The organism is Alicyclobacillus acidiphilus NBRC 100859, from assembly GCF_001544355.1.
Lineage (GTDB): Bacteria > Bacillota > Bacilli > Alicyclobacillales > Alicyclobacillaceae > Alicyclobacillus > Alicyclobacillus acidiphilus.
The window spans coordinates 1-16,343 of sequence record NZ_BCQI01000037.1 but is presented as its reverse complement, the minus strand read 5'-3'; the positions used below and the strand labels follow the sequence as shown (position 1 = coordinate 16,343).

At 49.0% G+C, this 16,343-nt stretch carries 15 protein-coding genes and 1 riboswitch; of the genes, 4 read left to right on the top strand and 11 right to left on the bottom strand.

The window, feature by feature from the left end:
* Window positions 1-62 precede the first annotated feature (62 nt).
* On the bottom strand, window positions 63-311 hold the full coding sequence (locus AAC01S_RS12670) for a hypothetical protein (protein WP_067622848.1): 249 nt from the start codon (window positions 309-311) through the stop codon (window positions 63-65).
* 1,383 nt (window positions 312-1,694) lie between these two features.
* Window positions 1,695-1,780: riboswitch (cyclic di-GMP riboswitch) on the top strand.
* Between the two features lie 203 nt (window positions 1,781-1,983).
* Between AAC01S_RS12670 and AAC01S_RS12665 the strand changes: the two genes are divergently transcribed.
* The gene (locus AAC01S_RS12665) at window positions 1,984-2,838 is read left to right on the top strand and encodes a GGDEF domain-containing protein (protein WP_067622846.1); all 855 of its coding nucleotides are present in this window, start codon (window positions 1,984-1,986) and stop codon (window positions 2,836-2,838) included.
* Between the two features lie 288 nt (window positions 2,839-3,126).
* Here the strand turns inward: AAC01S_RS12665 and AAC01S_RS20260 are convergent, their stop codons facing one another.
* From AAC01S_RS20260 to AAC01S_RS20250, 7 genes are all read right to left on the bottom strand, one after another.
* Window positions 3,127-3,372, bottom strand: a complete 246-nt coding sequence (locus AAC01S_RS20260; protein ID WP_083511764.1) for a transglutaminase domain-containing protein — start codon at window positions 3,370-3,372, stop codon at window positions 3,127-3,129.
* A gap of 38 nt (window positions 3,373-3,410) precedes the next feature.
* Window positions 3,411-3,857 (bottom strand): hypothetical protein, encoded by a 447-nt coding sequence (locus AAC01S_RS12660; protein WP_067622843.1) that lies wholly within the window; start codon window positions 3,855-3,857, stop codon window positions 3,411-3,413.
* Window positions 3,858-4,475: 618 nt separating this feature from the next.
* Window positions 4,476-5,150: a replication-relaxation family protein gene (locus tag AAC01S_RS20255; protein ID WP_067622840.1), complete on the bottom strand. Its 675-nt coding sequence runs from the start codon at window positions 5,148-5,150 to the stop codon at window positions 4,476-4,478.
* Between the two features lie 39 nt (window positions 5,151-5,189).
* Window positions 5,190-5,657: a hypothetical protein gene (locus tag AAC01S_RS12650; protein WP_067622838.1), complete on the bottom strand. Its 468-nt coding sequence runs from the start codon at window positions 5,655-5,657 to the stop codon at window positions 5,190-5,192.
* A gap of 1,603 nt (window positions 5,658-7,260) precedes the next feature.
* Complete coding sequence (locus AAC01S_RS12635; protein WP_067622829.1) at window positions 7,261-10,791, bottom strand: bifunctional DNA primase/polymerase; 3,531 nt, start codon at window positions 10,789-10,791, stop codon at window positions 7,261-7,263.
* A gap of 173 nt (window positions 10,792-10,964) precedes the next feature.
* Window positions 10,965-11,228, bottom strand: coding sequence for a hypothetical protein (locus AAC01S_RS12630; RefSeq protein WP_067622826.1), 264 nt, complete (start codon window positions 11,226-11,228; stop codon window positions 10,965-10,967).
* A gap of 63 nt (window positions 11,229-11,291) precedes the next feature.
* Entirely contained in the window at window positions 11,292-11,498 is a 207-nt protein-coding gene (locus tag AAC01S_RS20250; RefSeq protein ID WP_370670828.1) for a helix-turn-helix transcriptional regulator, read from the bottom strand.
* 129 nt (window positions 11,499-11,627) lie between these two features.
* Here AAC01S_RS20250 and AAC01S_RS12625 point away from each other — a divergent pair, with 129 nt between their 5' ends.
* The gene (locus tag AAC01S_RS12625) at window positions 11,628-12,197 is read left to right on the top strand and encodes a helix-turn-helix transcriptional regulator (protein ID WP_067622823.1); all 570 of its coding nucleotides are present in this window, start codon (window positions 11,628-11,630) and stop codon (window positions 12,195-12,197) included.
* Between the two features lie 4 nt (window positions 12,198-12,201).
* Window positions 12,202-13,746: a recombinase family protein gene (locus AAC01S_RS12620; RefSeq protein ID WP_067622819.1), complete on the top strand. Its 1,545-nt coding sequence runs from the start codon at window positions 12,202-12,204 to the stop codon at window positions 13,744-13,746.
* Between the two features lie 100 nt (window positions 13,747-13,846).
* On the opposite strand, the gene AAC01S_RS12615 is transcribed toward AAC01S_RS12620, so the two are convergent.
* Window positions 13,847-14,107 carry a spore coat protein CotJB gene (locus tag AAC01S_RS12615; RefSeq protein WP_067622817.1) on the bottom strand — a complete coding sequence of 87 codons (261 nt, stop codon included), beginning with the start codon at window positions 14,105-14,107 and terminating at the stop codon, window positions 13,847-13,849.
* Entirely contained in the window at window positions 14,097-14,318 is a 222-nt protein-coding gene (locus AAC01S_RS18855) for a spore coat associated protein CotJA (RefSeq protein WP_217997834.1), read from the bottom strand. Before AAC01S_RS18855 ends, AAC01S_RS12615 begins: the two co-directional genes overlap by 11 nt.
* Window positions 14,319-14,432: 114 nt before the next feature.
* On the opposite strand from AAC01S_RS18855, the gene AAC01S_RS12605 reads away from it, so the two are divergent.
* Complete coding sequence (locus tag AAC01S_RS12605; protein ID WP_067622811.1) at window positions 14,433-15,560, top strand: NAD(P)/FAD-dependent oxidoreductase; 1,128 nt, start codon at window positions 14,433-14,435, stop codon at window positions 15,558-15,560.
* 94 nt (window positions 15,561-15,654) lie between these two features.
* On the opposite strand, the gene AAC01S_RS12600 is transcribed toward AAC01S_RS12605, so the two are convergent.
* Window positions 15,655-16,343: alanine dehydrogenase (locus AAC01S_RS12600; RefSeq protein ID WP_370670827.1), on the bottom strand; the 689-nt coding region annotated here is incomplete at its 5' end.

Here is a 16,343-nt window from a genome sequence, read left to right as displayed (position 1 = left end):
GTACACCACCCCTGAACGGACGGCTCACCGAACCTAGTGTGGGGATTTTATGTTCTACTAGCTTACACTTGTGCAGCAATAGCTATTTGCTTGCCATCATTAACTCCAGATGAATAAACAACTTGGAAAAGCGTTCGCACTATGGCGTTTTCGAGTGCCACGTAAGCATCGTTATGGCGCGACCACTTTTCTTCATCACCACCAAGCAGTTCCATGATTTCTGCTTCAAGAAAACTGCTGGCATCTTGGTATTCCTCGCTTTCATACACTTCGTCCATGATCGCTTCGCAAACTTCGTCCGTTAGTACCATCCGTCCCGTCTCCCCAATCGTCTTAGTATTGTACCGCCGTCTGGAACGGCGATTCGATATGCGACCATACTATAGCTTGTCTCATAGCTTGTCAACCATAAATAACTAAATATGTAATTTATTGGGTCATAATGACTCTATGATTGATTTGCAGGCATCACCGCGACTAGTGTTCAAAAGTCCTTTGTGACACCCTTGTGACCAGAGTGGTCACAAGGGTGTCACAAGTAAAAATGCTAACCCTTGAGTCTCTAGGAAGAGATTTTTGGCATTCCTTACCACCGGGGTGTTTTTGGTCAAAAAAGCGGGTCTGTCGGTCACAAAAAAATGGAAAAGATGAACGCGGAAACCCTTGTGGCAGTAGAGGAGATACAGGAAAAATATCCCTGAATATGGCAAAAAATCGCGCTTTGTGACACCCTCAAAAAAAAATGTGCATATACATGGCTAGATCGATGCTTATATAGGGGGGGTGAAAGATAGGGAAACCAAAAAAACATCTCCCGTGTGATAATACAGACACGTCACGATAGGGTGTCACAAACCCCTTATATATATAATATCTATGGAAATAATATTATATATATATCTTAGTGCGAGTAGTATTTCCCCCTTTTTCGCGCCCTCGCCTTTTCCATTTTCCTGTGACCGGAATCATCCTTTTCGTGACCAAGAATCGTGTTTTTGTGACCGAGATCGGGGTGTCCCGTGACCAAGATCGATGGTTTTGTGACCATGATCGCCTGTTTTTGCAGTTGAACAAGGCAGCAAAAGTGAAGACGCAGGAAATAAGTGCGGTGACTTGTCGCAGGGATCATGCTCCTTGCAGTGCGATGGCATCGCCAATGTGATTAGCTACGGTATACCTCCTAGCACGTCACCAGACGCCCATATTTGGCTGCTCCTGTGATTCTAAGCAGGTTTCAGCCACTTTATACTAATTTGCATATCAAACCTCTCAAAACGGACGAAAAGGCCGTAGAATCAGTGGTCTTGGGAGAGTAGGCCGAGTGGGGAGCGGTTTTGACGGGATCAAAACAAAAACAGCCCGATTCCCCACTGTTGTGCGAGAAGCCGGGCTGTTTTTATAGTTTTTGTAGTCAAAGAGCGATGAAGAAAACCTTGTTCACGCTTCTTCGGAGACACGATGCAAGTTCCTCTAATCCCTCCCTTCGTTACCCTGTCAATGCTGCACACACAGCCTAAGCCTAATTCTGTAGGAACAGCGACTCAGTATCCTTTGTTGCGGTCAGGCACGAGAGTTCCAAATCCTCAGTAGCATCATGGGCATTGCGGGATTGTGGGCAGTCTCCTGTCGGGACACACAAAGATATGTGTTGACTTATGAAAAACTGTTAAAGTATGTTGTAGTTGTGCTATTATTTAGCAACAGGGCAAACCTATGGGAACGTAGGGACGCAAAGCCACGGGTCTAATTGATTTGATCAAAAGATAGCCGGGCTGCAACTATCGCCGCAACTTTTAGGTGCCCATGTTGTATTCGTGGGTATTTTTTTGTGTAGATATTAGGTGAGATTGCAGCTTTGTTCCGGCAAAAGGGAGTTGCATTTTGTTCAAAGTTCTTTTGCCATTTGGGCTCACACTAATCGTCGTGATTTGTTTTTTTGCGATATTTACGAAGTGGAAAACCTTGCGCTAAGAAGTTCTCTATTTGCGGGAAGTTTTTAAGTTGGTGGAAAACTCTAAGGATATTGTCTATTACTATGAAACTAAACCAACATTCAAATATCGATACCTAAGTCCCGCGATCGAAAAGATATTGAGTCCTAACTTAGTTGAAGAGAGTATGAAAAACCCATATACAGCTTTCGAATTAATTCATCCCGATGATTACCATGTATTAAGAAAGAAAGTAGCTGGCGAGTTAGATTATAGTAAACCAATTGTGGTTCGGTGGAGAAACGATGAAGGGCGATATATGTGGTTCGAAGAGTACACTACACCGATATATGAAAATGGTGAAGTCGTTGCAATACACGGTATCATCAGAAATATAGATGACAAGGTATCCCTTCAACAACAATTAGAGTATAAGGCACTTCATGATCGATTGACGGGTATGTACAATCGTGAATACTTTGAATCCCTAATGGACAAGTACGACAAACACGAAAATGTTCCAATTGGGATAGTAGTTTGTGATTTGGACGGGCTAAAACTTGTAAATGATAAATACGGACACAAAGACGGGGATAAGTTAATAAGAGAAACGTCTAACATATTACAGAATTTTACAAGAAAGAACATAACCGTTGCCCGTATCGGTGGGGATGAATTTGCAATATTGTTGGTCAATGTTGACCCGTCCGATACTGAACTGTTTATGACGAAGATTCAAAATGAAGTTGACCTTTTCAACGCAAAAGGCACATCGTTTGAAATCAAATTATCAATAGGGATCGCATATAGTTGTTCTTCACTGGGCGAGATGGAGGCGTTGTTTGTTAAAGCAGACACTGCAATGTATGAGGACAAACATAAAAAGCGACTCGTAGGAGCTAAATGATTAAACACGAATCACCAGGGCAACGTATTGCTCTTAAAAACATGAAGAAACGCATCACTCAAACCGTGCACTGTACGTTTCGTGCCATCCGCGGAAATTAGTTGTACTGAATATGGTACTTTTACACCTCAAAACCGAACCCGTTAGATGGGTCTGGGTTACTCCATCCCGGAAATGAAGTAGTCGTCGATTGGAACGTGTTGGCTGAACCTGCTGTGCTAACACTCATCGGCTTACACCTCCCGTAGATATTCAAAAAACCCCCGGTCACAGGGGTTTTGCGCAATGTTATGGGGTGACGAAATATCCGCTGTCTGACACGGTTTTTCCAATCTCTTTTGCAGGGATGTTGTTAGCCCTCAAGAGCGCAACCACCAACGCTGTCCTAGAGGCTTGATTGCTGCTTCCTTTCGCCAACGTCTGGTCGGCCCGTGCTGTTTGAGTTTGGTTTGCAGAGCGAACATGCGTCTTGACCCACCGTATAGTCGCTGGTGTGATAGCCTTGTCGTCAGTGGTGTGGACGTTTGCTGCTATGGCGAATTGTAACTATAGGTAAGGCTGAATCCTTTGCTTCATCTGCTTGCACCGTATATGTACTTTTGCGGCCCCGCAGCCGTATATCCATTGATAGACATGGGGTGGCACGTCTTGCCTTTGTCGCCGCTGTATCCTCCGCCGCCGGCCCAGACTTGCACTTGTGGGACATCGTTTGCAGTGTCAGCCGTCATCTGGGGCAGGAGGACGGTCATTTTGTTGCCATCGACGATAAACTGAACTCCGTCAATGTACTTGATAGCCGCCGCCTCGTTAGTTTGTTGAACACTCAGTGACACGTTATGTGTGCCGTTGTTCCCGATTACGCCTTGGGAAGGGCGATGGAGCAACTTGAACTCGTTTTTACCCGTCTCCGAATACCCATCCTGTAGGAACTTTAGGTTTTTGAGCATCTGATCGAGCTGGGTCGTTGTCAAATCCCCGCTGGCGGGAACTTTGGCATTGATTCCAAGCGAATTTGCCAACCCGACTACGCTGCCACCCTGTGCGAATTGCAGATTGTAGGGCGTAATGCCGAGCCATTTGCGTAAAACTCATCAACATCACTGGCCGTGACTTTATCGGAACTACCGAACTTTCCCATTGAGTCGGCATTAAACTTGTGCGACAGTTTGGGTGCCGTCAGTGCAGCGATAATGCCTGCATCTTTTGCCGGGACATCCTAGTAACTCGATGTGTTAGTCGGCTTTACATCGAGAAGCTGTGCCAACTGCATCGCCGCGTTGAGTTTGGTTTCCGTTTTGGCCGCAGAGGAGGGCTTTTAAGCGGCGAACGCTGTCGTACTTGTGATGGTACTGAAAACAGCGATTGCGGCGACTGTGCCCGAAAGTACAGTCTGTACAATATTTCTTGGCATCTTTGTCCCTCCTTCATCCCAACAAGTTTTGTATGACAAAACTACAATGACCCCATAGAAAAACGCGCTAATTTGGTGCTAAAAAGGAGATAAAAAGGCGTTAAAATGGGTTCCTGATTCTCCTACTCGCGCCTGTGTCTCCAAGGGAGAATTGGTTCTACGATAGAACGTCTCCGGCGTTTTACCACCTCTCAGGCTTTGCGTCTTGGGGGCTTGGTTCTTCGACTCACCCTATCGCTACTTCTGTGTCTCTAAGGTACTCCGCTACCTGATCCACGTTACAAACATCAAACCGAACCTCATCACTACAGAATCTTGTCACCCTGCTACGCAGGTACATCTCCCGTCGCTCTGAGCCTGCGACGAAAAGCACCCTCGACTGCCCGGATTCGCAAAGCAGTCGCGTATAGAAGTGGCAAGTATCTGATAACTGCCGACTAAGCCTCATGCCATCGTCGATGTCGAGATACCAAGTTGAGTCGTTGACTTTAACCATCGCTGACGGGATTTGTCGCTTCCCTGTAGGACATTTCGGCCTACTAAACCACTCCCATCCATCCACTCCAATTTGCTTCACGCAATGACATAAAACGTCAGAAACGGCAAGGTGATACGTGAGCCGCGCGGTGACGGACTTTTCCGTTGTGTCCTCTCCAACCTGCCGCAACCCTCTTTTGGTTAGCAAGTAGACGGCCTCTCCTTTTCCGGCTGTATAAACGGTTCGCAAGAATCTACTCCGCCGCAGTTCTTGCAGTACCTGATCTACTCGGGCACGTTGGACGCAATGTGACAGTAGATACAGCAACTGGTCACGCCTGATTGCCACCCCCGTTCCGATCAGCCTCAAAACGCGCTCCTGTGTGCTGAAATCATTGTTTGGGTTGAGGAATTTGAGTAGCATCAATTATCATCCCGTTCAAGTTTTACTATGATCAACAACTCATCGCTTCGTTTTTGGTGCTACAATATTTCCGCCCTCATCCTCACGCTGTTCCTTGGCCTTTGCGCCCGTGGAAGTAGCGGGCGAGGTTTTTGGTGACAAATTCGCACTACTTTTATCCACATCGCTATCCACAGGGTTATCAACAGATGGTTGTGGATAAGCGTACTTCGGCGAATCTTCGTCCTGTGGCCATTTTGATTTTGGTGCGAATTTGTCGCTAATTTCAAATCCCTCTTGTATGACTTGCCTCACCACTGCCATCACCACATCTGGGTGAACTACGATTCGTTGGTCTTCATTTTTAGCGTTAAAAACGCGATCCTCTATCAGTTGTGCTGCCATGCTACTCATGCTCTCGTTGTTTTGCTCTGCCAGCCTTTGAAACGCCTCATAGACTTTTGGTTGCAAATAGATGTTAAGTTGGCGCGAACGCTTCTCAGGATCGGGTTTTCGCGGCATTACCACTGATTTCAACCTCCTACTATTTCGCCTTTGGTACGGCAAAATCGCCTTTTGGCCTTTCAGACCATTTTGGAATCCAAATATCGGCTGCTTGAACTCGCACGTATCGCTCACCCGCAGGTCGATTCAACCGTGGTGCAAAATCAGTGCATTTTTGAGGCTTGGGAAGCTCAAGCGTCGCCGCACACCAATAGTCACGGCCATTTTTTCGCATGAACTCGCACTTATAACAGTTGGGGCGCGTCACCTGTTCTGCGGCTCTGCTACCTCGTAAAAGCCGCGAGTCGCTTCGTTCCCATAGCTTCAGGTCACGGTTTGCCACTAAACTAGCGAGTAATGTGCGCTCGTTCGTACAGTCGTAAGCCACATCACACACTGAGCCATCGTGGTTGCTCAAAACCGCGTTATCACCGACTGCTACGGTTACGATTTGTCCATGTTGGATATGCCACTCCGCAGCATCGGCGGCTATGCGAACCCGTTTTTCGAGTCTTGAGTGCCGCGTTGCTCGTATGTAATTGCTCATGCTGGCGAAGCAGTAAAAACCTACGATAGAGCGTGTTTGGTACATCCTGTCGCCTCTAAGTTGGATTGCAATTGGGTGTATCAGTGTACAACCGGGTTCAATTGGCCGAACGTAACACCGTTCCAATAGCTCATCCCAGTCACCGGGTCTACTTGTTCGCACGATTGCTGCATCGAGGTCGATTAGCACGTACCACACGCCCTTTCAAATATGCCACTACTATTGCCACTACATTTATTTTCGCTCTTCTGGATTGGAAGATCAAGTCTTCGTGTTTAACTTTTTCCTCCCCCTTACCGGACGCGGGTTTCCCGGTCGCTACCAAACAACGCGCATAGCGGTTTTCGCCCTTCCCTACGATGATTCGCAGGTCGCAAGGGTCACGGGGCTGCAAGGGGCGGGAAACAGTGTTTGGCGGGTGCGGGTTTGCTGGTGGCGGTGTTACAGGGCGTGATGTTATTTGCGGCATTTCGTGGGGGGATTCGAGGTTTTTGGTGCGAATCGCAGTTGAGGGGCAGCGCAGTTGCGGTGACGGCGGTTCAGGGGTGACGGGCATGGCCGAGGTGCAGGGCGATGGAGCGGCGGAGAACGGGGCGCAGGGTGGGGGGATGTGTCATTGATTGCAATTCAAAGAATCGCTCACAGAGCAGGGACATTTGGCACTAGAATAGGGACATTTACCCTCATATCAGGGACATGCAGGGACATAAAAAAGCCTAGAAAGTCGCATTATATAAGGAATTTTAGATCAATGTCCCTATGTCCCTACTGCAATCACTATACATAGAGTGCGAAATCTCTTTTTCACAGAGTCACATCCCTATCAATGAAACAAAATAAAAATACAATACATAGACGTACATCCCGGAAAAATTCAGGGACATAGGGACATTGCGACAAAATCGCCCGCTCGTCCATGTCTCCGTAGATCGCATGTTATTTGGGATGTCCCTGCATGTCCCTATTCCACCCCAAAATGTCCCTATCGGTGTCCCTGATGACAAGTTAATGAAGCTGTCAAAATGGTAGAAAGGAAAGACCCGCACCGTGAGTAATGGTGCGGGCTTGAGGACTTTGGGTTTAGATGTCGTTGTCACTTTCAACCGTCTGCTGATTACTTTCATCTCTCTGCTGGTGGCTTTCTTCGCCGCCATCCAAATCATCGAGGCCGAGTGATTCTAGCGGAAATACCAACATTTTCCCAAATGGCTTCTTCTCAACAGGGTCAATCTTATTAACCTTTCGAGTTGTTTGGCCTTTGTCTTTCACCAAGATGTCAGCTTCTTCCCACTCCGGGATCAAGGCACGCAATGATTTTTTGTATTTACCGTTCACAAAGTCCTCCAAACGCATCTTGTATAACCCAATGCACTTTACCCCATCCACAGTAGTAATTGCCCCGATGTAGTAAGACGGGATTATAGGTTCTTCAACACCACCGACAAGCCGTTTAGGTTCGCACCCTCGTACCTTTCCAAGTTCCGATTGAACCCAGTCCCCGATTCGATCCAACAAGCGCAGCGAGGTGTTGTTCTCGCGTTCATAGCGACGTTCGTCCGCTAAAAGTTCGTCGAAGACTTCCTGTATTCCAAGCATCCACTTATCGGTGAATTCCGCAGGTATCCGCTCGAAGTCAGGATAGGCGTAGCGCATTAGGTATTTGAGTCCGAGGCGTACCAATCCGACAAGTTTCCGGCGACGGTTCACGCGACGAGCAATGTCACCAGCAAGCGGCGGGACTTTAATTTCGGCTATTTCTTTTTTCAAATCAGCCGACACTTTGTCCTTGAATTTTTCCCAACTCCAGCCGCAATCTGCCAAAACACCTTCCACTAGTGCACGGCCACCATGTCCATGATGTTTCGCAAACAACTCAGCATACGAGTCTACACTAGCAGCGATTTCAGCATCGCCCGGCGGAACAAGCGGATTCACGGTCAGAAGTCTTGCACGGGGGCCGTCATCTGCTGAATCCGGCAAAACTGATGCGTTGTTTGCCATCATGAAAGTACTGTGTAACTGATTTGCGTTGCGTAGCCCGCCTGTTTTTGCACCGAGCAACCGCGTCCCACCATCACCTAAAGCGTGGATGATACGTTGAGCGTCAGCAGTTCCCTTGGTGTTGTCGTTTAGTTGCTGTGCTTCAACAAAGCCAACAGGAAGATCAGACATAGCATACAGCACTTCACCGATTGCAAACGAGGTGCCATCTAATGGCCTAATGACAGCAGGGTTAGCCCACGGTGCGATGGAAAAATTCAAGGTTTTGCTCTTCCCGACACTCGTTTTCGCAGATACGATTTCTGCGCAAAAGCCAAAGAACTCTATGGCCTGTGACTCGTTCGCTGCCCGCACCAAGAACGCAGCAGTCATAACACCGAAAGCAAAGGCCGTCTTCGGAAAGTCCATCAACACCCCAAAAACTCCGCTCATTTCAGAACCTGCGTCTCCCTTTGAGCGATAGTTGTCCATAAAGCTCCGTGTCCCCGATTGAGGTGCAGGTGTTATCTGCTTTGCTCCAACACTCTTGTCAGGCCATACGAACGTGACATTATCATCCTCGATGTGCAGGCCAAGCCGCTCTGTTTGTAGGCCGGGGGCTTCGCCAAACGTGTTGACCACAAGATCGTTGCACTTGTTGATGTACTCTGCCATGTGCGGAGCGTTCAAAACAGACAGAGATTTGTCCGCCAGCTTTCTCACGGTGTTCGGGTTAGTAGCCACGCTAGGCAACTCAGTAATTTCCTGCCAACCTGCATAACGAGTTCTGTGCATAATCACCATGTGCGTCTCACCAGTGTTGATATTCAAACGCGGCGCGGCGACGTAGACAGGTTGACCACTCACCTCTTCCTTTACAACATCGTTCCCTACAAAAACGACCTTAGTAACACCCTCATCTGAACAATCAAAACCCTGGGCAATTGGCAGGTGATGATGCTCCACTGGTGCGTCTGGCCAGTATTCCCCGACAGTCCCTTGGTGCTGCTTAAGTTGGGTCGCTTCATGTTCCGTTGCTGATTTGACTGCTTGATCAATTGTTTTGGTCGTGTATCTCGCCTTCTGACCTTTTGGGCGACCATCACACTCCGCTGACATTAGACGAGTCTGTTCTGCGTTATAACGTGTCGGAGCCAGTCTTTTGATAGCTGCCAACACCCTCGCAACTTCTGGCATAAGATTGAACGGGTCGTCTCCGTTTCTGAGTTTCTCTGCCAGTAGAAGGGACTGCTCAAGGTAAGGTTCGAGATTGTCAATGACCCGGAACCTCAGCTCGTTCCCCGCCCCCGCGTCTCCCGCGTGGGCTTGTCCAGCGTCCTTGGTGGTGCTGGAATCTCCTTCGTAATCGTCCTCCATCACATCAATCTTTGGAGCGGTGGCCTCCATGCCAGCCGCAACCTCGTTTACTCCTTGTAGTGCCTCCATGTAAGCCTCACGCTCCTTCTGATGTGCTGTGCGACGCTGTTCCAGTTCTTCGGGTGTCGGTGGTGGTGCGCCGAATGGGCCGGGTTTACCGAGTTCCCTGTTGTATGCGACCCGGACGTGATACGCCGGGTTCTTGTCCAATTCAAAGAGTGGACAGTTTTTGCACTGTTCCAGTGGGTGATCTGCTTGCGCTCGATGGCAGCTACGCGGAGCCAAGTTAGCTGTCTTTTCCCACTTCTTCGATGTGTCATCCTTATTGTGACGGTCAGGATCGGCAGCAGACCAGTCTTGAAAAATCCCCTCGTCATCAGTCATCGCGTGGCCCCAAGATGCCATCGTCACCCAGTCTTCATAGCTGACATCTCTCGCACCTGTTTCAGATGTGAAATACTCCAACCGTGCGCATAAAGACGTAGCTTTTTCGTGTATAACCTCAAGAGGCACATTATCCCAAGGTCTTGTATCTCTTGGCTTATCCGCATAAGTACGAGAGCCACTAGCGTTTTTGATAACATCGATCAAAGCTTGCGGTGCTTGTGCGAGTGGTACTTCATCAGGACGGCACCCTTCCATCCACTCATATCGGTTTCCGGACTTGTGTTTTCCGGGCGGTACGACCACGTATCCGCGATAGCCACGAACATCAAGGCCCGGATAAGCACCTTTCAGGTTTACTGAGTTGGTGATATGAGTGCCATCTTTTGGCCACAGAAAGTAGATGTGAAATCCCCCGCTGCCTGTCCTTACTCTTACGGTGACTGGCAAGGGGCCAATTTCTGACTCCAGTTTCGCTAATGACTCGATACCGCCATTTTTGGGGTCAACGTCCAAGACCCAGATTCCTGATTCGGGGCCACAAGCTAAACCCCAATTCGGGTTTCTAAACTGCTGTAACCACTTAACAAGCTGCACCAGATTAGTTGTCGCTTGTTCATACCATCCGTAAATGCGCGGATGCTTCCCCTTATCTTCGCAGTCATGCTTCCCGCAAGTACATTCACCGTCTTCACGGATAGTGTGTGTTGGGAACAAACGCCATTTGAGATTCGCGAACATCGCGAGTGAGGTCTTTTGCTTTCCGGATAAACTACTGGAGTCACTATGACTCGTTGTTGACTCTTCCCCTACTACCGTGGTATCGTAAGAGGCAATAGAGGGCATACTGTTATCGTTTGCGCGTGACATATTTACCCTCCTACATTAGTCCGAAAGTCCTGCTGGCACAGGTTTTCGGAACGAAAATCGACTTGCTTCGACAACGAGAGTGGACAAAAGTGACAGGCTTTGCATCTGACCATGCAGAGTCTGTTTTTCGTTTACCTATATGGTTAAGGCTTGTCCATCACAGCGGGCTTACATCACCCGCCTACAACTTTGCGCCGTTGTTGTGGACGTTTGCTCTTGGATTCACGAAGTTCACGAATCTTGGCATGTTCCACTGCTGCACATGCAGCAATCCACATCGCGGCGGGGCCGGATTGAGTTGCAACATCCTGTGCCCATTGTCTCTCCCTGTCGTCATCGGTCATCAAGGTGTAGGAGGTCGGTGTAACAAATACCCGGCAGCCCGGTATTTCAAAATCATCTAGCCTTATCCATTCTTGTTGCTCCTCTTTGGCCACCGTCATCTCCCCCTTCCCTTTCAAAGCCTATGCGACTACGGTTTGACCACTTTCGCGGACGAGTTAGCTAACTTTGAAGAGTTCCTCGAACCTAACCGAAGGGAATACACGAAGTACCCCAGATACGAACCGAGAACTCGGATTCCTCCGCTGATTTACCACCAGCGACACATAGCTCGGATTCACACTGATCTCTTCCGCGAGACGTTGTTGACTCCACCCCCTTTGTGAGAGCAGGTCGGATAGCTTTTCTGCGTCAATGTTCAACATAAGCATCACCTGTAAATAATGTATGTTGATACGTTTGCATATACTAATCTACATTTCACTTTACACATTGTCAAGGCATTATGATAAAATGTGTTTGCACGTAAGCATCACCACAAGGGAGAGTAACACATGCCAGCCAAAACCAGTGCCAATGTCACAGCGGTTGCAGAGCATATCAAAGACCAATTAATGCAAAGTGGGATGAGTGTTCGACAATTAGCTAAGGAATCGGGGATAAACCAGTCACATATCTCAAGAGTGTTGAACGGGCACGTCGGTTTAACTCCCGATTTTTTGAGGCGACTAGCACCGTATTTAGTTGGTACGAGCTATCGTGAACTGATGCGCGTGGCAGGATTCATTGACAACGCAGGCGACGAATCAAAACCAGAGACAATTCAAGAAGTAGAACAGCATATATCCAATTTGACTGCGGATTTATTAGCATACCTAGCCCAATATTCAGAACTGAAATTCGCTCCTGCTACGAAAACAAATGCACCACAATTAAAGTCCGAAATAGAAACTCAAATATCTGTTGTGAAAACTCTGTGGAGTGCAGTGAGAGAAGGGGAAGGTGCTAATCTTCTAGGTTTCATGCGAGATGATAACCTTCTAACCTTGGCTTCTGATTTGTCAAGATTGAGCAAATCCCAAACAGGAATCATCCGAGCTTTGGTCGAGGAATTCAGGAGGTAGTAAGATGTCAGGATTTCCAACCGACTTACAACACGTCGCTATCTACTTGCGCAAAAGCCGAGCAGACTTGGAGGCAGAAGCACGCGGCGAAGGAGAAACTCTATCAAGGCACCGTCGAGCACTGCTAGAGATGGCTAAAAAGTATAAATACAACATCCGAGAGATGTATGAAGAAGTCGTAAATGCCGAGTTTATCTCTCAGCGTCCTGTGGTTCAACGCCTTCTTCAAGATGTTCAGGATGGCAAGTACGAAGCTGTTCTAACAATGGATATTGATCGTTTGGGACGTGGGAACCAAATCGACCAAGGTATTATCGCAACAACATTCAAGTACAGCGAAACCTTAATCATCACTCCCCGCAAGGTCTATGATTTGCAAGATGAATTGGATGAAGAGTGGAGCGAATTTGAACAGTTCATAGCACGTCGCGAATACAAGATTATTGCGCGTCGTCTTGCACAGGGACGCAGAATGGCTGCAAAAGAGGGGAAAAACGTCGGTCGTATTCCATATGGATACCAACGCGGTGACGATCTACATCTAATTCCTGACCCGGAGACAGCACCTATTGTACGACAGATTTTTGAGCTTAGAGCACAAGGCATGGGCCGCTACGGAATTGCTCACTGGCTTGACGACCGTCATATTGCTCCACCTGCGGGTTCAGGCATACGCAAGGCATGGGAAAGCGTTACTGTCCGTGACATCATAAACAATGAGACTTATCTAGGTCGGATTATATTTGGACAGGTCAAATATGTGAAAACTCCCACTGGTGACAAACGAAAGGTAAACCTTCCACGTGAACGGTGGATCATCGTCGAAAATGCTCACCCGCCGATAATAGATCAGGAGCTATGGGATCGTGCTCACGCTATGCAAGACGCTATGTCTGCCCACAACGCAAAAGACTACAAACTAAAAAACGCCTTGGCTGGCTTAATCCGATGTGGAAATTGCGGCAAAATCATGGTGCGGAGAAATCATCAAAACCGTTCTAAAAACATGCTTTTGTGCAATACGCATCGATGCAATACGCGAATCGGGCGGTATGAAGATGTAGAGGCGTTGGTTTTAGAGCAGTTGGCGGCTCTTTCACGCGCACTTCCACAGCAGGATCAAAAGAATGACCGTAAATCCACACAACAAGACGAGGCGGCACTGTTGCAGCGAAGGATCAAAGGAATTACCGAAGAAATCGCGAATTTGGAAAAACAACGCGAGAGTCTTCATGATTTTCTCGAAAGGGGTATCTATTCAATAGAGGTATTCATGGAGCGCAGTAAGAATATCGGAGATCGGTTGGATACAGCCAACAAGGAACTAGCCGAGGCACAAGCTGAACTAGATGGGCAAGAGCAAGCAAGAATACAACGCGACAAGTTGCTGCCCGCAATTGCAAATGTGGTAAAGCAGTACAACAAAACGAAGGACATCGAGGCGAAAAACAAACTCTTGAAGTCAGTCCTTCGTGAAGTCCGCTACTACCGCCCTAAAGAATGGCCGTTGGAAAAGTCGTTTGAGTTGGAATTGTTCTTGCGCATTTAGAGGCTCCTTTAGTTCGTTCATGGATACATGATCCGAGGTTTTATTCGTACTTCCACACTGCCTTCACCTTCCATCCGATTCGGATTCCTATTCAAATTTTTCAAACTTGCCAAGGCCAAGGGCCAACATTCCACAATTGTGTACTCGTCGTGTCCCCAAAGTTCGTGAGCGGTCCGAATTGGTTCTCAAAATTCTGCACGATCATTTGCCTTTGCGTCCGAAGCTCGTTGTATTGTCGCATGGCTTGATTGTCTTCCGGGTGCGTGTCCAGATACAGATTCAGTTCCACGAGCGAAAAATCTACCGACTGCAACTGCTGAAGCGCTGCATAGTAGGCATCGTTCATCTTGTTATCCGTCATGTCTGACATCTCCCAACACGCCAGTATAAGGGCTGTGGACTGGCTGCCACAGTGTGCCATGTTTTAACGCGTCTTCCGGAGAAAATTGCTGCATTCCGGACGGTTGAAAGGTGATGTACTGATTTGGCGGGACCATAAACGCTTTCGGGAGGGCTGGGCAAGGATGAAGCGGACTGTGAAATGGCGCAAAACTTCTCCATTGTGGATCCAATCTACGTGCCTCCTCGTATCGGATGCGTGACGCTATATATGTAAGTATTCACGTCGATCAACACTGCTATACTCAGAGTAATCTTGCAGATAGCAAAAGGAGCGGATTTTTTAAATGAATAGAGATGTTGTTGTCATTGGAGGAGGAATTGTCGGAAGCGCGGCAGCCTATGAATTGGCCAAATCCGGCGTTCAGGTCACGTTGATCGACGAAGACAAACCAGGGCGAGCCACGTCTGCAGGGGCTGGAATCATCTGCCCAGGAACAAGTTTTCGCGCGCCCATCCATCACTTCACGCTATCTGGGCAAGCGGCAGGATACTATCCCGTATTGTTGGACGAACTTGCGAGCCTCGGCATCACTCACACAGGGTATGAAACGGTGGGATGCCTCTACGTCGCGACAAACGAAAACGAGGCCGAAAAGCTGCCCATTCTCAAGACGCTCATGGAAGAACGCAAATCGTCCGGCATGCCGAATATCGGCGATCTCGCCATCGTCGACAGCGAGGAGGCGAAGCGGTTGTTCCCCGCCATCGGCGATATCCATTCCGCAATCTATCTCTCAGGCGCGGCAAGACTTGACGGACGGTTGCTCAGACAGTCGCTCATTGAGGCCGCACAGAAGCTTGGAGCAAACGTGATCGCCGGAAGCGGCGTGTTACAATGCAAGGACGGTAACGTGGAGGGCGTTCAGGTTGAGGACCTCATCATTGCGACGGATCGCGTGATCCTGGCCGGCGGCGCATGGTCGAACCAGTATCGCGACCTGATTGGCATCGACATTCCGATAGAGCCTCAAAAAGGGCAGATCTTACACCTCGACATGCGCGAAACCACGTCGAGTTGGCCCGTCGTATTGGGCTTCCACTCGCACTATATGCTGACTTTTCCGGACCACCGGGTGGTCGTGGGCGCGACCCGAGAAACAGGAAGTGGCTATGACACGGAAGTGACCGTCGGCGGCGTTCAGGAAGTTGTGAACGAAGCCTTGCGCATTGCGCCCGGTCTGTCACGCGGCCGCGTCGTGGAGGTACGAGTGGGCCTCCGTCCAGCTACGCCAGATCTGCTGCCAATTCTCGGAGAAGTTCCGAGTGTAAAGGGGCTGTATCTCGCGGCCGGGCATGGGGCAAATGGCCTTACCGCCGGCGCCTTTTCGGGCATCGCCGTGTCGAGACAAGTGATGGATGTCGAGGTCGGGATCGATCTCGAGCCCTATTCCATCCAACGATTCGAAGCGTAAGTTGAACTCGCTGCTGGTCTCGACCCGGCACCAGAATGGACGCAGGACAAACTCCCAAGGGCATTATGCCCTCGGGAGTTTCGCGGGCGAAGCGTCAAGACACCAACAGTTCACTTGCGTCCGCCAATTCTATGCCAAGCGATTCCGCGACGCCCGGGCACGTCACCTTTCCGTATGCGGTGTTCAAACCGCGCGCGAGCGTGGGATTTTCAGCCAACGCAGCTTCAATGCCAAGGTTCGCGATCTGTAACGCGTACGGAAGCGTGGCATTGGTCAGAGCCAAAGTGGCCGTTCGCGATACCGCGCCGGGCACCCCACCCATCAAAATCCCTGCCCCACCGTAATGATTCTCCAGGATCTGTGCCGCAATTTGAGGAGCCATTCGACCCGCGATCTCGCTCATCGGCATCAACAGCGGCAACGCGCCAGACAGCGTCTGAACCGTTTCATAGCCGACGCTGACCATACCGCTGTGGATCAACCTGTCAAGGAGCAGCGGTTCCGCGGCCAGATGAAGGTACGTGAATAGAATGAGGTCTTCGCGAAAATATCGATATTCTTCGCTAAGCGGCTCTTTCACTTTCATGACCATCTGAGCCATGGACCAAACTTCGTCGCCCGAGGTGATTGCCGCGCCCGCTTGACGGTACGACTCATCCGAAAACCCAGCACCGAATCCCGCGCCCGCTTCGACATAAACAACGTGCCCGGCGGCAGTCAACATTTGAACGCCGGCAGGGGTGATGGCTACACGATTTTCATTCTGCTTTCGTTCTCTTGGAA